The organism is Pseudomonas sp. V88_4, assembly GCF_029967985.1.
In the GTDB taxonomy this organism is placed as follows: Bacteria; Pseudomonadota; Gammaproteobacteria; order Pseudomonadales; family Pseudomonadaceae; genus Aquipseudomonas; species Aquipseudomonas glycinae.
Window position 1 is genome coordinate 243,474 of record NZ_JASCAF010000047.1, and the last position, 20,215, is coordinate 263,688.

The 20,215-nt window shown below is 60.7% G+C and carries 19 protein-coding genes; 7 read left to right on the plus strand and 12 right to left on the minus strand.

The genetic code is table 11. From position 1 onward, the window contains the following. Positions 1-9: 9 nt before the first annotated feature. Positions 10-765: an ABC transporter substrate-binding protein gene (locus tag QLG12_RS26690; protein ID WP_197869352.1), complete on the plus strand. Its 756-nt coding sequence runs from the start codon at positions 10-12 to the stop codon at positions 763-765. On the opposite strand, the gene QLG12_RS26695 is transcribed toward QLG12_RS26690, so the two are convergent. The 5 genes from QLG12_RS26695 to gpmI form a co-directional block, all read right to left on the minus strand. Beyond that, the gene (locus QLG12_RS26695) at positions 746-2,128 is read right to left on the minus strand and encodes a Vps62-related protein (protein WP_282475514.1); all 1,383 of its coding nucleotides are present in this window, start codon (positions 2,126-2,128) and stop codon (positions 746-748) included. The genes QLG12_RS26690 and QLG12_RS26695 overlap by 20 nt on opposite strands. Positions 2,129-2,246: 118 nt before the next feature. After that, complete coding sequence (locus QLG12_RS26700) at positions 2,247-3,023, minus strand: divergent polysaccharide deacetylase family protein (RefSeq protein WP_236193061.1); 777 nt, start codon at positions 3,021-3,023, stop codon at positions 2,247-2,249. Positions 3,024-3,025: 2 nt separating this feature from the next. After that, on the minus strand, positions 3,026-4,345 hold the full coding sequence (locus QLG12_RS26705; RefSeq protein WP_085654441.1) for a S41 family peptidase: 1,320 nt from the start codon (positions 4,343-4,345) through the stop codon (positions 3,026-3,028). A gap of 31 nt (positions 4,346-4,376) precedes the next feature. Further along, on the minus strand, positions 4,377-5,663 hold the full coding sequence (locus QLG12_RS26710) for a murein hydrolase activator EnvC (protein WP_085698061.1): 1,287 nt from the start codon (positions 5,661-5,663) through the stop codon (positions 4,377-4,379). A gap of 252 nt (positions 5,664-5,915) precedes the next feature. Continuing rightward, positions 5,916-7,442, minus strand: a complete 1,527-nt coding sequence (gene gpmI, locus QLG12_RS26715; RefSeq protein WP_236193063.1) for a 2,3-bisphosphoglycerate-independent phosphoglycerate mutase — start codon at positions 7,440-7,442, stop codon at positions 5,916-5,918. A gap of 152 nt (positions 7,443-7,594) precedes the next feature. Here gpmI and QLG12_RS26720 point away from each other — a divergent pair, with 152 nt between their 5' ends. From QLG12_RS26720 to secB, 3 genes are read left to right on the plus strand one after another with little or no spacing between them, the layout of a single operon-like run. Further along, positions 7,595-8,008, plus strand: coding sequence for a rhodanese-like domain-containing protein (locus tag QLG12_RS26720; RefSeq protein WP_007952524.1), 414 nt, complete (start codon positions 7,595-7,597; stop codon positions 8,006-8,008). Position 8,009: 1 nt separating this feature from the next. Then, positions 8,010-8,264, plus strand: coding sequence for a glutaredoxin 3 (gene grxC / locus QLG12_RS26725; protein ID WP_007952522.1), 255 nt, complete (start codon positions 8,010-8,012; stop codon positions 8,262-8,264). Positions 8,265-8,317: 53 nt separating this feature from the next. Then, positions 8,318-8,803, plus strand: coding sequence for a protein-export chaperone SecB (gene secB / locus QLG12_RS26730; protein ID WP_197869348.1), 486 nt, complete (start codon positions 8,318-8,320; stop codon positions 8,801-8,803). 65 nt (positions 8,804-8,868) lie between these two features. Here secB and QLG12_RS26735 read toward each other — a convergent pair whose 3' ends face one another. After that, positions 8,869-9,324, minus strand: a complete 456-nt coding sequence (locus QLG12_RS26735; RefSeq protein WP_282475515.1) for a tRNA (cytidine(34)-2'-O)-methyltransferase — start codon at positions 9,322-9,324, stop codon at positions 8,869-8,871. On the opposite strand from QLG12_RS26735, the gene QLG12_RS26740 reads away from it, so the two are divergent. Further along, positions 9,323-9,763: a hypothetical protein gene (locus tag QLG12_RS26740; RefSeq protein WP_197869347.1), complete on the plus strand. Its 441-nt coding sequence runs from the start codon at positions 9,323-9,325 to the stop codon at positions 9,761-9,763. The two genes, QLG12_RS26735 and QLG12_RS26740, sit on opposite strands and share 2 nt — an antisense overlap. Before the next feature lie 410 nt (positions 9,764-10,173). Here the strand turns inward: QLG12_RS26740 and ntrC are convergent, their stop codons facing one another. The 6 genes from ntrC to glnA form a co-directional block, all read right to left on the minus strand. Next, entirely contained in the window at positions 10,174-11,610 is a 1,437-nt protein-coding gene (gene ntrC, locus QLG12_RS26745) for a nitrogen regulation protein NR(I) (RefSeq protein WP_007952518.1), read from the minus strand. Then, positions 11,607-12,692: a nitrogen regulation protein NR(II) gene (gene glnL, locus QLG12_RS26750; RefSeq protein WP_007952516.1), complete on the minus strand. Its 1,086-nt coding sequence runs from the start codon at positions 12,690-12,692 to the stop codon at positions 11,607-11,609. Before glnL ends, ntrC begins: the two co-directional genes overlap by 4 nt. A 230-nt stretch (positions 12,693-12,922) precedes the next feature. After that, positions 12,923-13,546, minus strand: a complete 624-nt coding sequence (locus QLG12_RS26755; RefSeq protein WP_197869346.1) for a DUF4124 domain-containing protein — start codon at positions 13,544-13,546, stop codon at positions 12,923-12,925. Continuing rightward, the gene (locus QLG12_RS26760; RefSeq protein ID WP_282475516.1) at positions 13,543-14,052 is read right to left on the minus strand and encodes a DUF4124 domain-containing protein; all 510 of its coding nucleotides are present in this window, start codon (positions 14,050-14,052) and stop codon (positions 13,543-13,545) included. The genes QLG12_RS26755 and QLG12_RS26760 overlap by 4 nt, the downstream gene beginning before the upstream one ends. 137 nt (positions 14,053-14,189) lie before the next feature. Beyond that, positions 14,190-14,684, minus strand: a complete 495-nt coding sequence (locus tag QLG12_RS26765; RefSeq protein ID WP_282475517.1) for a DUF417 family protein — start codon at positions 14,682-14,684, stop codon at positions 14,190-14,192. A 165-nt stretch (positions 14,685-14,849) separates the two neighbouring features. After that, positions 14,850-16,256 carry a glutamate--ammonia ligase gene (gene glnA, locus QLG12_RS26770; protein WP_011332032.1) on the minus strand — a complete coding sequence of 469 codons (1,407 nt, stop codon included), beginning with the start codon at positions 16,254-16,256 and terminating at the stop codon, positions 14,850-14,852. A 327-nt stretch (positions 16,257-16,583) separates the two neighbouring features. Here glnA and thiI point away from each other — a divergent pair, with 327 nt between their 5' ends. After that, positions 16,584-18,038: a tRNA uracil 4-sulfurtransferase ThiI gene (thiI, locus tag QLG12_RS26775; protein WP_085684040.1), complete on the plus strand. Its 1,455-nt coding sequence runs from the start codon at positions 16,584-16,586 to the stop codon at positions 18,036-18,038. A gap of 139 nt (positions 18,039-18,177) precedes the next feature. Continuing rightward, positions 18,178-19,998 (plus strand): translational GTPase TypA, encoded by a 1,821-nt coding sequence (gene typA / locus QLG12_RS26780; protein ID WP_007952502.1) that lies wholly within the window; start codon positions 18,178-18,180, stop codon positions 19,996-19,998. The last annotated feature ends 217 nt before the right edge of the window (positions 19,999-20,215 follow it).

Genomic DNA, 20,215 nt, shown 5'->3' on the forward strand with positions numbered 1-20,215 from the left:
TAGCCCGACATGATCAAACGCCTGCTTCTCGCCCTCGCCAGTGCCTCCGTGTTGTTGATCAACACCGGCCACGCCGAGGAAAGTCCCGACACCGATCTGGTGCTCCTCACCGAAAACTTCCCGCCGTACAACATGGCGAAGAACGGCAAGAATTTCGCCCAGGATGAAAACATCAATGGCATCGCCACGGACATCGTGCGCGAGATGTTCAAGCGTGCCGGCATCACTTACAGCCTGACCCTGCGCTTCCCCTGGGAGCGGGTCTACAAGCTGGCGCTGGAGAATCCCGGTTACGGAGCGTTCGTCATGGCGCGGCTGCCGGATCGCGAAAAACTCTTCAAGTGGGTCGGCCCGATCGGCCCGGACGACTGGGTCATGCTGGCCAGGGCCGACAGCAAAATCACCCTCGAAACCCTAAATGACGCGCGCAAATACAAGATCGGCGCCTACAAGGGCGATGCGATTGCCGAGACGTTGACCAAACAGGGCCTGAAGCCGGTGGTGGTGCTGCGCGATCAGGACAACGCCAAAAAACTCGTCAGCGGTCAGATCGATCTGTGGGCCACCGGCGATCCTGCCGGCCGTTATCTGGCGCGGCAGGATGGGGTGACCGGGTTGAAAACCGTACTGCGCTTCAACAGTGCCGAACTGTATCTGGCACTGAACAAGGACGTGCCCGATGCAACGGTTGCCCGGTTGCAGGCCGAGCTGGATCAGATGCGCAAGGACGGTGTGGTCGACGAGATCATGGGACGGTATTTGTAGCGACTTCTTCCTCTGTCGTCGGCTGAGGGGCGAAATCGATATTGTCACTGTCTGAACGGCTTTCGCTTGCAGGTGGTTCTGTCGCCAGTTGCGGAGTGAAGGTCAGCGTGCTGTCGCTTTCTGGCGGATACTCGGTCAGGTAAAGGCTTTCATCATCGGTGTAACCCACGCTCACTGCTACATGAGTGCCGTCTGCGCGCCTCAACGTATAGATACTTTGTATTTGATAGATCGCCACGGCCTTGTGTTTGGCAGCCATGGCGACGATGTCCAGTGGGCGCGATTCATCCCAGCCGCTGGCTGATGTCTCGCAGTAGGTAAAGTCCTTGTACAGATGTGCCGAGAAACGGATGGCAGGGGGTGCGCTCGAAGGCAGCGCTGACCACGCTGTCGAGAACTCGATAGCGGTGAGGCGACTGAAAATCTGCTGCATCTGCGAGTTCTGGGCGCGAACCGCTTTCCATTTGAAAGGCCGCGGCAGATCAGTGGTGTTGTGGCCGTGCCCCACCAGGACATATTGATCCGAGCGTTCCAGACGGTAGAACGGGGAAGTGGACAACTGCTCGCCCGCAGACAGTTGATCGTTTACCGCGAACCATGGAATTCGCACGGTCTGTGTGACCTTGGCCGGTGCCAGTTCCGGAGGGGCTCCATACCCCGACAGTTCAGGCGCCTCGGGTGCAGGTATGGACTGTCGGGGAAGCTGCATTCGCAACGCATGGACGGTGGCATTCACAGGTTTGGAGTGGCTCTGGACTCCGAAGAACGTGCCCGCTGCAAAGTGGATTTCACCCGCAGCAGCCTGCGCAGGTTCAATGTCCCAGGCGCTGAAGTTCTGCCTGGCACCACTGCCTTTGTCATCCCAGATCAAATCGCCAACGGTTGCGGGCATGACCAGATCTTCGCGGATACAGCGGATCGCATTGAGTAATGGCTTGTCGCGACCATTGGAGCAGACAAACCCCATGGCCACATAGCCGGGAGGAGGGATCGGGCGCCATACCGTGCAGTCGGCGGCGGCTCCGGAGTTGGCGTCCTTCCAGACTCTTTCGTAGTCCGTGGGCGGGCTGAGTGCGTTGCTCCGGGAGGGGCCACCGCCTTGCGGCTCGCCTTCACGGACGACAGCCACGATTCTGTTTCCATTGACGTTTTCGTACCCGGTCACGGCCACATCCCCCAACGGGAAATACCCCGGTAGCAGATCGGGGGCGGGAGCCGGGCGCCAAAAACTGCCAACCGCGGAACCGGAGCCGCGGCTGTCCCAGATCCGGTGGAATTCGCTGGTGAAATTGATCAGCAGATTGCCGAACCGGATCGGTTCCATTCGCTGCGCAGATAATGTGTTGCTGTCGATGCCTGTCATAGTCAGTCCTGAAGTTTGCAAGGCGACCCACAAGAGTCGCTAACCATTACAGGGGTGACTATCCAGACGCGGGCGAGTCGTCAGGCAATAACTATGTGTAGCGGTTGTATCAGGGCATTTATCGGTAGACACCGTTTTTGCCGTGTGCGGCCGTGGCGCGATTGCTGCGCACGCTGATCATCTGCTTGATGTCGATCCACTCGATGCCTTGGGCTTTCAACTTTGGCAGCTCCCGTTCCAGCACCGCGAGTGTCTGTGGATAAGGGTGCCCGATCATCACGGCTGAACCCTGTTTGTGGGCCAGGCTGATTGCCGCCTGCAATTGAGTCAGGATCGCCGCTTCGGTGCGCTCGTCATCGAGAAATACATCCCGCGAAACACTTGCCAGATCGATCTTCTGTGCCTGCTGCGCGGCGACAGTCTGGGCGCTGGTCCGGCTGTCGACGAAGAACTTGTGGCGGCGCTGCAACTCGCCCATCAACCACGCCATGGCCACCGGCTGCGCAGTCATGCGACTGCCCATATGGTTGTTGATGCCGGCGGTGTAGGGGACCATTTTGAACGCGGCGTTCAGCCGTTTCTCGAGTTCTTCGATGGGCAGTTCGGGATGCCAGGCGAACGGGCCTGTGGCCGGGTCCATCGGCATGTGCAGGATCACGATCTTGCCGGCGCGATGGGCTTCGCGGGCGAATTCGGTGGCGTGCGGGGTGTCGGGCATGATCGCCGTGGTGACCGGCCCGGGCAGGGCCAGCACCCGGCGATCCCGGGGCAGGTTCTGCCCCAGGTCATCGATGATCAGTGTCAGGTAGGCTTTTTGAGGTGTGGGTCTGGCAGGTTCTGCGTGAGCAGCGCCCGCCAGACAGCACAGCAGGACAAAGACCAGACGCAAAGACATCCTCAACGGCCGGACGTGATGCTCAAGCCTTTGAGCAGGCTCAGTGCCTGGGCCAGCTGGTAATCGTCATCCTGCGGCATCGCCTTGGCCTTGCCGCCCGAGCCGGTCGGTTTGTCCGCGCCACCGTTGCCGTTGCCCAGGTGACCTTGCAGGTCCGCTTCCTTGAAGTAGTCGCCGTCCGCTTCGTTGGTGATCTTGGCCTTGCGTACTTCGATGTCCGGAACAATGCCCTGGGCCTGGATCGAGCGACCGTTCGGCGTGAAGTACAGTGCAGTGGTGATCTTCAGTGCGCGGTCGTTGTTCAGCGGCAGCACGGTCTGTACCGAGCCCTTGCCGAAACTGGTGGTGCCCATGACCACGGCGCGTTTCTGATCCTGCAGGGCGCCGGCGACGATTTCCGAGGCCGAGGCACTGCCACCGTTGATCAGCACGACCATCGGCACGGCTTCGCTTTCGTCCTTGCCGGTGGCGGAGAAGCGAAGTTCGGAGTTGGCGATCCGGCCCTTGGTGTAGACGATCAGGCCTTTGGTGATGAAGTGGTCGACCACCTCCACCGCCGCCTGCAGCACGCCGCCCGGGTTGTTGCGCAGGTCGAGGATGATGCCGTTGAGCTTCTTGCCATTGTCCTTGCGCAGCTTGGCCAGGGCCTTGGAGACCTCTTCGCCGGTCTTGACCTGGAACTGAGTGATGCGGATCAGGCCGTAGCCCGACTCCAGCAGTTGCGCCTTGACGCTCTTCACCTGGATCACGGCGCGAGCCAGGGTTACATCGAACGGCGTGCCGCCGTCGCGCACCAGGGTCAGGGTGATCTTCTGGCCGATCTTGCCGCGCATCTTGTCCACGGCTTCGGTCATGGTCTGGCCGCGGGTCGGTGCGCCGTTGATCTTGACGATGAAGTCGCCGGCCTGGATGCCGGCCTTCGACGCCGGAGTGTCATCGATCGGCGACACGACCTTGATGAAGCCGTCCTCGGCGCCGACTTCGATGCCCAGGCCACCGAATTCACCGCTGGTGCTTTCCTGCAACTCGGCAAAGTCTTCAGGGCCCAGGTAGGCGGAGTGCGGATCAAGGTTGCTGAGCATGCCCTTGATCGCGTTTTCCAGCAGGGTCTTGTCGTCCACGGGCTCGACATAGGCGGCCTTGATCCGGTCCATGACCTCGGCAAAGGTGCGCAGCTCTTCCAGCGGCAACGGCGCCTTGGAAGTCGCGGCAGTACCTGCCGGAGCGACGGCCGGAGCCGGTTGAGCGGCAAACGCCAGAGGCGCGCCGATCACCAGGGCGATCGTCAGGGCCAGCGAGGTAAGGCGGGACAAATGCAGCATGTCGAACGAACTCCTGAATTAGATGGCGTGCTTATCCTTGCGCACGGCACCATTGCGCCGGATCACTCGGGTGACCCTGCTGACGAATTGCGAAATACAGCGCTGGTGTGTCCTGGCCGCCACTGTTACCCACAGTGGAGATGGACTCACCGGCTTTTACCACGTCACCTGCGGACTTCAGTAGCGTCTGGTTGTGACCGTAAAGACTCAGAAAACCGTTGCCGTGATCGAGGATCACCAGCAGCCCGGCACCGCGCAGCCAGTCGGCAAACACCACGCGCCCACCGTGAACGGCATGCACCTGGCTGCCGGCGGAGGCGCTGATCATCACGCCATCCCACTTGGTGCGCGCATCGTCGCCACGGGTTTCGCCAAAGCGTGCCAGCAGTCGACCATCAACCGGCCATGGAAGTTTTCCCCGACTTGACGCAAAAGGGCCACCGAAGGTCTCGCCGCCGCTGGACACCAGGGCGCCAGGCGTCGATCTGACCGGTTTGCGTGGGGCGTCGGTGTTTTCCGCCTCGGCCTCACGCAAACGCTTTTTTTCGGCTTCCTGCTGGGCGATGAGCGCTTTCTGTCGCGCTTCTTCTGCCTCACGGGCCTGGCGGGCCAGGGTTTCTTCAATGGTTTTAAGGACTTTAGACAGGTCTGCCTGATCCTGCTCGCGGGCGGCCAGTTTCTGGTCCCGGGCTTTCACGTCTTCGTTCAACTTGGCGAGGGCCTGCTGGCGCTCCTTGCGGACCTTGTCGAGCGCTTCGCGCTGAGTGTCGAGATCACTTTGCTGCGCCAGCAACTGAGCCTGCTGCAAGCCGATGTCCTTTTCGACATTGGCCAACTGGCGCAGGGTTTCGTTGAAGCTCTTCAGCTGCTCCAGGCGGGCCTGGCTCAGGTAGTCGTAATAGGTGAGGGTGCGGGCGAATTTTTCGGGATTCTGCTGGTTGAGCAGCAGTTTGAGGTATTCCTGGCGACCGTTCTGGTAGGCGGCGCGGGCCTGGATGGCGATCAGTCGCTGCTGTTCAGTGCGCGCGCTCTGGAGTTTTTTTTTCTCCGCATCGAGCCGCTGAAGCTCGGATTCGCTCTTCTTCAGCTCTTTCTGCAAGGCTTCGACCTGCTTCTCGAGCTTGCCCATCTCGGTTTCGGTGCCCTTGAGCTCCTTTTGCACCCCGGATTTTTCTTCCTGGAGCTTGCCCAGCAGTTTTTTCAGCTCGGCAATGTCCTGGCGCGTGGCGTCCAGTTGCTGTTGGGTTTGCGCGCGCTCATCCGCGAAGGCCGGTTGGAGCAGGCATGTCAGAGCGAGGGCGATCAGGACGCGAAGCATAGAGGCGGGCGGCACCAGGGTAAGGGACGGCCTAGTATGCCCGCCCGACGCAGCAAAAAAAACGCCCAATTGGGACTGTGTGATAACTGGGGCAAGCGACAGGCCGAATTCCATTTCAAAATCTCCATAAACCACTGTGGGAGCTGGCTTGCCCGCGATGGCGTCTGAACATTCAACAGGGTTGTTGGCTGTCAGATTGCTATCGCTGGCAAGCCAGCTCCCACAGGGTTTTGCGGTGTTTTTGACGGGCGATCACACCAGAATCGAAGTGCCAGTCATTTCCGCCGGTTTTTCCAGACCCAGCAGTTTCAGCATGGTCGGCGCCACGTCCGCCAGCACGCCGCCTTCGCGGACTTTCAGGTCGCGCTTGCCGACATAGATGAACGGCACCGGCTCGGTGGTGTGTGCGGTGTGCGCCTGGCCGGTGGCTTCGTCAGCCATCTGCTCGACGTTGCCGTGGTCGGCGGTGATCAGCGCTTCGCCGCCGACTTTTTCCAGAGCGTCGATGATGCGGCCGACGCAGGTGTCCAGGCATTCCACGGCTTTGACCGCGGCTTCGAACACGCCGCTATGGCCGACCATGTCGCCATTGGCGTAGTTGACCACGATCACGTCGTAACGCTGGTTCTCGATGGCCTCGACGATGCGGTCGGTGACTTCCGGCGCGCTCATCTCCGGCTGCAAGTCATAGGTGGCGACTTTCGGCGACGGGATCAGGATGCGCTCTTCGCCCGGGAACGGCTCTTCGCGGCCACCGGAGAAGAAGAAGGTCACGTGGGCGTATTTCTCGGTTTCGGCGATGCGCAGCTGGGTCTTGCCGTTTTTCGCCAGGTAGTCGCCGAGCACGTTTTCCAGGCTGCCCGGCGCGAAGGCGGCGGGGGCCGGGATGCTGGCGGCGTACTGGGTCAGGCCCACGTACTGCACTTTTGGCTGGCGTGCGCGCTCGAACTCCTTGAAACCATCTTCTACAAATACGCGGCTCAGCTCGCGGGCGCGGTCGGCGCGGAAGTTCATGAACACCACGGCGTCGCCGTCTTCGACTTTTACCGGCTCGCCGATGCTGGTGGCTTTGACGAATTCGTCGCTCTCGCCACGGGCGTAGGCGGCTTCCAGACCTTCCTGGGCGGTGGCGGCGTTGAATTCGCCCTTGCCATCAACGATCAGGTTGTAGGCCTGGGCCACGCGATCCCAACGGTTGTCGCGATCCATGGCGTAGTAGCGACCAATCAGGCTGGCGATACGACCTTTGCCGAGGGCCTGGAAGGTCGCGTCGAGCAGTTCGATCGACGAGGCAGCGCTCTTCGGCGGGGTGTCACGGCCGTCGAGGAAGGCGTGCAGGTAGATTTTTTCGGCGCCGCGCTTGAAGGCCAGTTCGGCCATGGCGATCAGGTGATCCTGGTGGCTGTGAACGCCGCCGTCCGACAGCAGCCCCATGAAATGCACAGCCTTGCCGGCGGCCACTGCCTTGTCCACGGCGGCGCAGATGGTCGGGTTCTCGAAGAACTCGCCGTCGCGGATCGCTTTGGTCACACGGGTGAAGTCCTGATACACCACGCGCCCGGCGCCGAGGTTCATATGGCCGACTTCGGAGTTGCCCATCTGGCCGTCCGGCAGACCGACGTCCATGCCGCTGCCCGAGATCAAGCCGTTCGGCACGGTGGCCCACAGGCGATCCAGCACAGGCTTCTTGGCCGCATAGACGGCGTTGGACTCGGGGCTGTCGCTGTGACCGAAGCCGTCGAGAATCATCAGGACCAAAGGTTTAGGCGTGGTAGTCATGGAATCCACTCGTGGCTAATAAGAAGAGGGCGATGGAAAAGGGAGTTGGAGTTTAAAGCGAAGTTCCGGCGGCGTCACCGCCGGACGGGGTTTGGCCGACCATAGTGGCTGTGTATACTGGCCGACATTTTAACGCCCTGGAACCTCCTTCGATGGTTGCTCACCTGATTGAATTTGCCACTAACCACTACATTCTTGTCGGTATCTTCGTCGTACTGCTGGCTTTGCTGCTGGCGCATACGGTGCAGGGCGGCGGTAAAAGCCTGAGCACGGGCGAGCTGACCGCACTGGTCAACAAGGAAGCCGGCGTGGTGGTGGACATCCGTCCGAGCAAGGACTACGCCGCCGGTCACATCGTTGGTGCGGTGAACATTCCCCAGGACAAACTGGCCGCCCGCATCGGCGAGCTGGAAAAACACAAGGCCAAGACCATCATTCTGGTCGACGCCCTGGGCCAGACCGCCGGCACCCACGCCCGCGAGCTGATGAAGGCCGGCTTCACCGCCGCCAAGCTGTCCGGCGGGATTTCCAGCTGGAAAGGCGACAACCTGCCGTTGGTGAAGTGACATGAGCGACGTCATCGTCTACTCCAGCGATTACTGCCCTTACTGCTCGCGCGCCAAGTACCTGCTCGCGAACAAAGGCGTGGCCTTCGAAGAGATCAAGGTCGATGGCAAGCCGCAGGTGCGCGCCGCCATGGCCCAGAAGGCCGGACGCACGTCCGTGCCGCAGATCTGGATCGGCGACACCCACGTCGGCGGATGTGATGATTTGTATGCCCTGGAGCGTGCCGGCAAGCTCGACGCGCTGCTCAAGGCCTGACCTGCTGCACACGTAAAGAACCCTAAAAGACCCAAGATCAGAAAGGATCTGAGATGACTGACCAACAGAACACTGCAGCCAGCGAAGAAGAAACCGCACCGCAATTCTCCTTGCAGCGCATCTACGTACGCGACCTGTCCTTCGAAGCCCCGAAAAGCCCGGCGATCTTCCGCCAGCAGTGGGACCCGACCGTCGGTCTGGATCTGAACACCCGTCAGAAGGCGCTGGAAGGCGATTTCTACGAAGTCGTGCTGACCCTGTCCGTCACTGTGAAAAACGGTGAAGAAGTGGCCTTCATCGCTGAAGTGCAACAGGCTGGTATCTTCCTGATCAAGAACCTGGACGCGGCTTCGATGAGCCACACCCTGGGTGCGTTCTGCCCGAACATCCTGTTCCCTTACGCTCGCGAAACCCTGGACAGCCTGGTGACCCGCGGTTCGTTCCCGGCCCTGATGCTGGCCCCGGTGAACTTCGACGCCTTGTACGCGCAAGAGCTGCAGCGCATGCAGGAATCCGGCGAGACTCCGACCGTTCAGTAAGCGGTCGATGCAACAACGAAAAAAGCGCCGTTACCGGCGCTTTTTTCTTGGGCGATCGAATGGCGTTACTTGAAGTCGTTCTGCCGCCACGCTTCGTACACGGCCACCGCCACGGTGTTGGACAGGTTCAGGCTGCGGCAGCCTTCGCGCATCGGCATGCGCAGGCGCTGTTCGCCGGGCAGGGCATCGAGCACTTCCGGCGGCAGGCCACGGCTCTCCGGGCCGAAGATGAACGCATCGCCGGGGACGAACGCGGCGTCGTGAAACGGCCTCGAACCCTTGGTGGTGAAGGCGAACAGCCGTGGATGACCGAGGCTTTCCAGGCAACTGGCGAGGTCGGCGTGGCGCTGCAAAGTGGCATACTCGTGGTAGTCGAGACCGGCGCGGCGCAGGCGCTTGTCGTCCATCTCGAAACCCAGCGGTTCGATCAAATGCAGGTGGCAGCCGCTGTTGGCGCACAGCCTGATAACGTTGCCGGTGTTCGGCGGAATTTCCGGTTGAAAAAGGATGACGTGAAACATGCACGGCTCCGAAGGTAAAGATGACGCGCATTCTACGCCGCAAGCGGATCCGCGTTCGAAACTATTCCCGCGGGTGATGGCATCGCTGGCGATCGTCGGTGTGATGGTCGGGATGATGATCGGCCGTTTGACCACGCCTGACCCAACCGTCTTGCAGCAGGTCGATGTGATCGATGGCGGTCTGGCGGTCTGGTTCAACAACGAGCCGAAGCTGCACGGCGAGATCGTCGATGGCAGCGTTGCGCTGTTGTTCGGGGCTGAAGGCAAGGCGCAGAAAGGCCAGCTCAAGCTCAACGGCAAGGACGTGAACTGGCGGACGCGGTTGAGTGACGGGGGATTGTTGCTGACGCTGGTGGCGGCGCGGCCGCTGCAGGGCGACTGGGCCGGCCAGGCGGTCGATGACCGCTGGCGGCTGGAGATCCATCTCCGGGAGCAATAAAAGAGGGAATCCCCGGCCTGCCTGTACCAAGGTTCCCGAAACGGGCGGGCTCATCGCATCGCGTTCTGAGCCGGTGTAAAGAAGGAACCCCTGACCTGCCTGTATCAAGGGCCCCAAAAGGGTGGACTCGCTGAGTCCGGTGTAAAGAGGGGAATCCCCGGCCTGCCTGTACCAAGGCCCCCGAAAGGGTGGGTGAATCGAATCACCTGAAGGAGTTATTGCAGGGGGCGTGCCAGTTTTTCTCGTTTTGAAACAAAAAAGCCCGGCACAATGACGAAGGCCCCGTAATACGGGGCCTTCGTCTTTTTTCAGGATGGGATTTTTAGCGGTTTACAGTGCAAGCCTGAGCCAGTTGCCGTGCCCGATTAAGGGTCACGGTGCCTTGCGGCGGTGCAGGCTGGCGCTGAGTCTCAGCCTTCATCGCCCTCATCGTCATCCCCGCCATCGACCTTCATGCCGAGTTCCTTGATCTTGCGGGTCAAGGTGTTGCGGCCCCAGCCCAGCAGCACGGCCGCATCGCGACGACGTCCGGCGGTGTGCTTCAACGCGGTCTCGATCATGATTCGCTCGAACGCCGGCACCGCGCTGTCGAGCAGGCTCGACTGGCCGCGCGCCAGGGCCTGATCGGCCCACTGACGCAGCGCCTGTTCCCAGTTGGTCACTGGCGCCGAGTCCTGCGGCAGGCTCAGCAGTTCCGGCGGCAGGTCGCTGATGTGCACCTCGCGCCCGGACGCCATCACGGTAATCCAGCGGCAGGTGTTTTCCAGCTGCCGCACGTTGCCTGGCCACGGCAGGTTTTTCAGGTATTCCTCGGTCTCGCTTTTCAGCAGCTTCGGCTCAACCGCCAGCTCTTGCGCGGCGCGGCTGAGGAAGTGCTTGGCCAGGGTCGGGATGTCTTCGCGACGGTCCGACAGGCGCGGGATGTGGATGCGGATCACGTTGAGGCGGTGGAACAAGTCCTCACGGAATTTCCCGGCGTGAACCAGGGTTTCCAGATTCTGGTGAGTCGCGGCGATGATTCGTACATCAACCTTGACCGGCACGTGCCCGCCAACGCGATAGAACTCGCCATCGGCCAGCACCCGCAGCAGACGGGTCTGGGTGTCCGCCGGCATGTCGCCGATTTCATCGAGGAACAGCGTACCGCCGTCGGCCTGCTCGAAACGGCCGCGACGCAGGTTGGCCGCGCCGGTGAACGCGCCTTTCTCGTGGCCGAACAGCTCGGATTCCATCAGGTCTTTCGGGATCGCCGCCATGTTCAGCGCGATGAACGGCGAGGCCGCGCGCGGGCTGTGGCGGTGCAGGGCGTGGGCCACCAGTTCTTTACCGGTCCCGGATTCGCCGTTGATCAGCACGGTGATGTTGGAGTGGCTCAAGCGCCCGATGGCACGAAACACTTCCTGCATTGCCGGCGCTTCGCCGATGATTTCCGGGGTGCGGGTCAGGGTCGGGGCGACTTCCAGGCCTTGCTGTTCCTGGGCGTGCTGGTTGGCGCGCTTGACCAGCGACACCGCTTCGTCGACGTCGAACGGCTTGGGCAGGTACTCGAACGCGCCGCCCTGATAGGAGGCGACAGCGCTGTCCAGATCGGAGTGGGCGGTCATGATGATCACCGGCAGCCGCGGGTGCTGCTCGCGGATCCGCGCCAGCAGGTCCAGGCCGCTCGCACCTGGCATGCGGATGTCAGAGATGATCACGTCCGGCTGCTGGCGTGCGAGGCGGCTCATCACGCCATCGGCACTGTCGAAGCTCTGGGTGGTCATGCCTTCCTGTTGCAGGGCTTTTTCCAGAACCCAACGGATAGAACGGTCGTCATCGACGATCCACACGGTTTCACTACGGCTCATGTCGATGTGGCTCCTTGTTCCAGTGGCAGAAAGATCGAGAACGTGGTGTGGCCTGGATGGCTGTCACACTCGATCAGGCCCTGGTGCTGGCTGATGATGTTCTGGGTGATGGCCAGGCCCAGCCCGGTACCGTCCGGACGGCCGCTGACCATGGGAAAGAAGATGGTTTCCTGGAGCTCCGCCGGAATGCCCGGACCGTTGTCGATAATCTCGATCTTGGTCACCAGGCGATGGCGGACGTGGCCGATGGTGAACTGGCGCATGGCGCGGGTGCGCAGGCTGATGCGGCCCAGGCGCAGCTCGTTCTGGCTGCTGATGGCCTGCATCGCGTTGCGCACGATGTTCAGCACCGCCTGAATCATTTGTTCACGATCGATCAGGACGTCGGGAATGCTCGGGTCGTAATCGCGCACCAGCGTGATGCAGCCCTGGCTTTCGGCCTCGACCAGTTGGCAGACGCGCTCCAGCACTTCGTGGACGTTGCACAGGGCCAGCGACGGCAGTTTGTTCGAGCCGAGCATGCGGTCGACCAGATTGCGCAGGCGGTCGGCCTCTTCGATGATCACGTTGGTGTAGTCGCGCAGGCTGTCTTCCGGCAGTTCCCGGGCCAGCAACTGCGCGGCACCACGGATGCCGCCCAGCGGATTCTTGATCTCGTGGGCCAGACCGCGCACCAGCATCTTGCTGGTTTCCTGTTTCGACAGTTGCGCCTCTTCCTTGGTGATCCGCAGCAGGCGGTCACGGGGATGGACTTCCAGCAGGAGCAGGGTCGCGCCGTTGCTGAGAATCGGCGTCACCGCGTAATCCACGGTCAGGGTCTGGCCGGTGAGGGCGGTGAGCATCGCTTCGCGCTTGGTGAACGGGTGCGCCTGCTCCACCGCCTGGCGCAACGAGTTGAGCGCCTCGGTGGACTCGGTGAACAGCTCGCTGATGAACTGCCCATGGCTGCGCTGACCGCTGATGGCCAGCAGCATCTCCGCCGCCGGGTTCATGTACTCGAGGCGCAATTCGCTGTCGAGCAGGATGGTGGCGGTGGTCAGGTTGTCGAGTAGCAAGCGATGCAGTGCGTCACTGATGGTCATGAGGACCTCTTTTGGAGCATGGCGCGCGCAGGGATACAGCGCTGATGCGAGGAAAATGCAAAAACCAAACCAAGGCTCCGAAAAGAAGCGTTCAACCCCTGAAACGGGCGTTTGACGCTCGTTTGCGTGGCAGTCAAACCGCTCTGGCGGGTACTTTCGAACCAAAATGGGTTGGAATGTGAGTACGGTGCAGCGTATTGCACCAATATAGTGCGCAAAGCTGAACGGCGTCAGAAGAAACGCAGGAAAGGATTTTTCGGTTCGGCGGGTTTGTCTTTCAGCGGGCATTCCGGGCGCACGCCATAGTCGGCGCTGACGCACGGTTTGACCTGACGCTTCTGTGCCAGGGAAATGCGCTGCATGTGGAACGGCTGGTTCGCGGTTTTCTCCACGGTGCGGCCCTCGGCATCAAGGATCTCGACCGACAGGTTGTGGCTGCCACGATCGATGTTGCTCAGCGGGAACACCGGGCTCAGGCCGGGTTCGCCGACGGCCTGGCCATCCAGCAGCAGGCGATACCGATGACCTCTTTGCAGGCCCGGCTCGCTGGTGACGCTGACGATCAGCTCCCCGGCGCTGCTGCGAATGGTCGCGTCCGGCTCGGGGATTAGCACCCGCAGCATGTCGTAGTGGAACAGCGGCGGCTCTGCTGATTGCTTCGACGGCTTGACCGGTGCAGTGGCGGTCGGATTCGAGGCCATGCGATTGCTGGTGGCCAGCGGCACACGCTTGGCGTTGCCGCGCGGTTGATCGGTGTAGACGCGATTGCCTTGGGCGTCGATGTAAGTGAACACCTCGGCCGATGCGCCAAACGCGATCAGCGACAGGCACAAGGCAATCAATCCTCGCGTCATGGCTTGTGCACCCGCTGTACGGTGAACACCACCGCAGGACTCTGCTGAATGATCGTCTCGCCATTGATCACCTGCACCGCCAGCCGATGCTCACCCCGGTCGACGTTCACCAGCTGCAGGATCGGCACATTGCTCGGCTGGCCATAAGGCGCGTCGTCCAGCAGCAGGCGCAGTTGATGCGGCGGTTGCAGGCGCGGCTTGATCAGCACGCTGACCGTGAAGGTGCCGTTGTTGGCGCGCAGGGCCTCCTCGGTGGGCAGGCCGGTCAGCTCCAGCACTTCGTAGGCATTGCGCGCTGGCGCAGGGCTGGGGGTGTCTGAAGGAGGGGCGCTCGGTGCCTGAGGCTGGACGCTGTTGAGCGGCGGCAACTCCACCGGCTGCGCCCGCACGCCGTCCGGGGCGTGATCGCTGTACACCGTGTTGCCGCTGGCGTCGGTGTACTTGTAGATCTGCGCGTTGGCGGGCAGGGCGATCAGCAGCAGGATGTAGAAAAAGGCGCGAGCCATGAAATCGACCGATAAAGAAAGCGATGAGGTGCAGCATAGGACAGTCGCGGCGGTTGACCCAGCTCACTTCACATCCAGAGATGTATTCAAGCCCCACAAGCCCCTGTGGGAGCGGGCATGTGTGCGAGCGCGGTGGATCATTGGGGGGGACGGTGACTGATACGTAGTGCCAGTACCTTCAGCAGGTCGCTTTTGAGCAACAGCGCAGAGCCGGCCAGCAGTACCGCGTCCTTGAACAGAAACGATGTGGCGCCGCCCATGGCCGGAAAGCCACCCGCCGAGGCTTCCCAGTTGTCGGGCGTGGTGAAGATCAGGGTAAGGGTCGTCATATAGGTGACACAGGACGCCGCAGCGGCAATCACGCTGACCCGTGGCATCCAAGTCCCCAGTATCAACCCGAGTCCGATGGCCCATTCCGCCACGCCCAGTGCGTAACTGGCACCCTGAATGCCGAAGGTGGGGTACATCCAGGCAAACAGAGGGCTGTTGCTGAGCAGTGGCAGCAGCGCCTGGGCCTCGTAGGGGAACCACTTGCTATAGCCGAAAAGGACGAATATCAGCACCAGCGTCAAGCGCATGAATGCGATGTCGAAATCCTTGCGCAGAAAGTGCAGGACGGCGTGTGGGGGCATGGGGTGTTTCCTCTCGATAGATAGTCAGGCCTATCGAGTGCTGCACGGCGAGGCTGTTACAGGCGTTACGCCGCTTTACGTAACCAGAAAATACAAACGCCCCGGCAAGCCGGGGCGTTTGTATTCAGCCGGTGCGGGCGATGCAGGAGCACCGCCCGGTGGGGCTTAGCAGCTGTAGTACAGCTCATATTCCAGTGGGTGTACGAAGGTGCGGACCTTGATTTCTTCTTCGGATTTCAGCGCGATGTAAGCGTCGATGAAGTCGTCGGAGAACACGCCGCCCTTGGTCAGGAACGCACGGCCCTTGTCCAGCTCTTCCAGGGCTTCTTTCAGGCTGCCGCAAACTTGCGGGATTTCTTTCGCCTCTTCAGGCGGCAGGTCGTACAGGTTCTTGTCGGCAGCATCGCCTGGGTGGATCTTGTTCTGGATACCGTCCAGACCGGCCATCAGCAGCGCTGCGAAGGCCAGGTACGGGTTGGCAGCCGGATCCGGGAAGCGGGCTTCGATACGACGGCCTTTCGGGCTGTTGACGTAAGGAATACGGATCGAGGCGGAACGGTTGCGAGCCGAGTAGGCCAGCATGACCGGCGCTTCGAAGCCTGGCACCAGACGCTTGTAGGAGTTGGTGGCCGGGTTGGTGAAGCCGTTCAGGGCCTTACCGTGCTTGATGATGCCGCCGATGAAGTACAGGGCGGTGTCGGACAGGCCGGCATAACCTTCACCCGCGAAGGTGTTCTTGCCATCTTTGGAGATGGACATGTGAACGTGCATGCCCGACCCGTTGTCGCCGTACAGAGGCTTCGGCATGAAGGTCGCGGTACGGCCGTAAGCGTCGGCAACGTTGTGCACAACGTATTTCAGGGTCTGGGTTTCGTCGGCTTTCTTCACCAGGGTGTTGAACTTGACGCCGATTTCGTTCTGGCCGGCAGTTGCCACTTCGTGGTGGTGAACTTCAACGGTCAGGCCCATTTCTTCCAGTGCGTTGCACATGGAGGTACGGATTTCGTGGTCGTGGTCGAACGGCGGAACCGGGAAGTAGCCACCTTTCACGCCTGGACGGTGGCCTTTGTTGCCGCCTTCCACGTCCTGGTCGGACATCCACGAGCCTTGCTCGGAGTAGATCTTGAACATCGAACCGGAAATGTCGGACTTGAACTTCACTTCGTCGAAGATGAAGAACTCAGGCTCGGGACCTGCGAATACGGTGTCACCGATACCGGTAGTCTTCAGGTATTCCTCGGCGCGGCGGGCGATGGCGCGCGGGTCGCGATCGTATCCTTGCATGGTCGAAGGTTCGATGATGTCGCAGACCAGGATCAGGGTCGGCTCTTCGGTGAACGGGTCCAGAACGGCGGTTTCGTCGTCCGGCAGCAGGATCATGTCGGAGGCTTCGATGCCTTTCCAGCCAGCGATGGAGGAACCGTCGAACATCTTGCCAACTTCGAAGAAGTCGTCTTCCAGCGCATCGCGAGCCGGCATGGTCACGTGGTGCTGAGTGCCTTTGGTGTCCGTGAAGCGCAGATCAATCCACTTGACGTCATGATCTTTGATGAGTTGAACCGACTTCGACATAGTGTCCTCCGGGTGAATTAGGGCGGGTAGTGGATGCCCTTAATAGTGGTGATGCCGGCGCGAATACTCTGCCAAGGCAACCTGCCTCACAAGGGAGCAAATTGCATGCCAGTGCCCCAGCATGGGTTTTTTGCCCCAAATTCACGCTTCTGAAGGTCGAATGCGCCTTAAAGCTAGAAATCTCGCCCTTTAATGTAGCGCTCAAACTGAAAATTGACCCGTTTTGGTGCGCGCAAAACCTTCTGCACATTAACTGGTTAAACCTTGAGCAATTTCCGCTATAATCCGCGCCCCCCTTTTTCGGCTGGCCCTGCGCGCGCTGTTTTCATGAAACTAATCGTAAAAGTCTTCCCCGAGATCACCATCAAAAGCCGACCTGTCCGGACGAAATTCATCCGCCAGCTGGCCAAGAACATCCGCACCGTGCTCCGCGACCTGGACCCGGCCGTGGTGGTGAACGGTGTGTGGGACAACCTCGAGCTGGAAACCCGCGTCACCGACCCCAAGGCCCTGAAAGAGATGGGCGAACGCCTGACCTGCATGCCGGGCATCGCGCACTTTCTGCAGATCGACGAGTACCCGCTGGGCGACTTCGACGACATCACCGAGAAGTGCAAGCAGCACTACGGCGATGCGCTGGCCGGGAAGATCTTTTCGGTGCGCTGCAAGCGTGCGGGCAAGCATGCGTTCAGCTCGATGGACGTCGAAAAATACGTCGGCAGCAAGCTGCGCCGTGAGTGCGGTGCCGCCGGAATCGACCTGAAAGCGCCTGAAATCGAAGTCCGCATCGAAGTTCGCGACAAACGGTTGTTCGTAATCCACAGCCAGCACAATGGCATCGGCGGCTATCCGCTCGGTGCGCTGGAGCAGACGCTGGTGCTGATGTCCGGCGGGTTTGACTCGACGGTGGCCGCGTACCAGATCCTGCGTCGCGGCCTGATGACGCACTTCTGCTTCTTCAATCTGGGCGGTCGTGCCCACGAATTGGGCGTGATGGAAGTCGCGCATTTCATCTGGAAGAAGTACGGCAGCTCGCAACGCGTGCTATTTGTCAGTGTTCCGTTCGAAGAAGTGCTGGGCGAAATTCTCGGCAAGGTCGACGACAGTCATATGGGCGTCGTGTTGAAGCGTATGATGTTGCGCGCAGCGTCGAGCATTGCCGAACGCCTGCACATCGATGCGCTGGTCACCGGCGAAGCGATTTCCCAGGTATCGAGCCAGACGTTGCCGAACCTGTCGGTCATCGATTGCGTCACCGACAAACTGGTGCTGCGACCGCTGATCGTCGCCCACAAGCAGGACATCATCGACACGGCCGACCAGATCGGTACCGGTGACTTCGCCCGGCACATGCCGGAATACTGCGGCGTCATCTCGGTCAACCCGAAGACCGCCGCCAAGCGTGGCCGGGTCGAGCACGAAGAGCAGGAATTCGACATGGCGGTGCTCGAGCGTGCGCTCGCAAACGCCAGACTGGTGCCGATCGATCGGGTGATCGACGAATTGGGCCAGGATTTGCAGATCGAAGAAGTCAGCGAAGCGCTGGCCGGTCAGATCGTCATCGACATCCGTCACCCGGATGCCGCCGAGGATGACCCGCTGGAACTCGCCGGCATAGAGGTACAGACGATGCCGTTCTACGCAGTGAACGCTCGTTTCAAGGAACTGGACCCTACTCGCCAGTACCTGCTGTATTGCGACAAAGGCGTGATGAGTCGCCTGCATGCCCACCATTTGCTCAGTGAGGGGCATGCCAATGTGCGCGTTTATCGACCGAGCTAAGTGCCCGGGGCTGTTTGCCTGTGGCCTGCGTCACCGGCCCCCCGACACCGCCGTCAAGCTGTAACGGCCATGCCGGACACTACTGTCAATCGCTGCCAAGACTTGTCAGCAAACCGAATCCTCTGATCGAGATACACAAGTGATCGAAAATCTACGCAACATCGCCATCATTGCCCACGTTGACCATGGTAAGACCACCCTGGTAGACAAACTCCTGCGTCAATCCGGCACCCTGGAGCGCAACGAGCTCAATGACGAGCGCGTGATGGACTCCAACGACCAGGAAAAAGAGCGCGGCATTACCATTCTGGCGAAAAACACCGCCATCAACTGGAACGGCTACCACATCAACATCGTGGACACCCCGGGCCACGCCGACTTCGGCGGCGAAGTTGAGCGCGTTATGTCCATGGTTGACTCCGTGCTGCTGCTGGTCGACGCTCAAGACGGCCCTATGCCGCAAACCCGTTTCGTGACCAAGAAGGCTTTCGAAGCCGGCCTGCGTCCAATCGTGGTCATCAACAAGGTTGACCGTCCGGGCGCGCGTCCTGACTGGGTTCTGGACCAGATCTTCGATCTGTTCGACAACCTGGGCGCCACCGAAGAACAACTGGACTTCCAGGTTGTTTACGCTTCGGCCCTGAACGGCATCGCCGGTCTGGACCACACCGCCATGGGCGAAGACATGACCGCGCTGTACCAGGCGGTAGTCGACCACGTTCCGCCTCCGGCTGTTGACCGTGACGGCCCGTTCCAGATGCAGATCTCCGCTCTGGACTACAACAGCTTCCTGGGTGTTATCGGTGTTGGCCGTATCGCTCGTGGTCGCGTCAAGCCGAACACTCCGGTTGTCGCTATCAGCGCCGACGGCAAGCGCCGCAACGGTCGTATCCTGAAGCTGATGGGTCACCACGGTCTGCACCGCGTTGACGTTGAAGAAGCAGCGGCCGGCGACATCGTCTGCATCAGCGGTTTCGACGAGCTGTTCATCTCCGACACCCTGTGCGACATCAACAACGTCGAGGCGATGAAGCCTCTGACCGTTGACGAGCCAACCGTTTCCATGACCTTCCAGGTAAACGACTCGCCATTCTGCGGTAAAGAAGGCAAGTTCGTGACCTCCCGTAACATCAAGGATCGTCTGGACAAAGAGCTGCTGTACAACGTTGCACTGCGCGTTGAAGAAGGCGACTCGGCTGACAAGTTCAAGGTATCCGGCCGTGGTGAGCTGCACCTCTCGGTACTGATCGAAACCATGCGTCGCGAAGGCTTCGAGCTGGCCCTGGGCCGTCCTGAAGTGATCATCCGTGAAGTTGACGGCGTGAAGCAGGAACCGTTCGAAAACGTAACCATCGACATCCCTGAAGAATCCCAGGGCAAGGTCATGGAAGAAATGGGTCTGCGTAAAGGCGACCTGAGCAACATGGTGCCGGATGGCAAGGGCCGTGTTCGTCTGGAATACAACATCCCTGCTCGCGGTCTGATCGGTTTCCGTAACCAGTTCCTGACCCTGACCAACGGTGCTGGCATCCTGACCTCGATCTTCGACCGTTACGCTCCAGTGAAGTCGGGCCACATGTCCGGCCGTCAGAACGGCGTTCTGGTTTCGGTTGAAACCGGCAAGGCACTGACCTACTCCCTGGAAACCCTGCAGGCTCGTGGCAAGCTGTTCGTAGAACACGGCCAGGAGATCTACAACGGTCAGATCGTTGGTCAGAACTCCCGCGACAACGACCTGGGTGTGAACCCGACCAAAGGCAAGAAGCTCGACAACATGCGTGCTTCGGGTAAAGACGAAACCATCGCTCTGGTCCCACCTGTTCGCTTCACCCTGGAACAGGCTCTGGAATACATCCAGGAAGACGAGCTGTGCGAAGTTACTCCTAAGTCCATCCGTCTTCGCAAGAAGATCCTGGACGAAAGCGAGCGTACCCGCGCTGCCAAGAAAGCCAAGGCGTAAGATTTAGCCAAGGCTGAAAAAAAACGCCCCCGGTCGAGAGACCGGGGGCGTTTTTGTTTGTCCGGGATTTATGCGGTGTTTGTGCGGGCCCCATCGCTGGCAAGCCAGCTCCCACAGGGTTTTGGAAGGGAACACAAGTTACTTGATCACCAGTAACCTTTGTGGGAGCTGGCTTGCCAGCGAAGGCGGCCGATCAGCCGCCGAACATCTCAGGGCC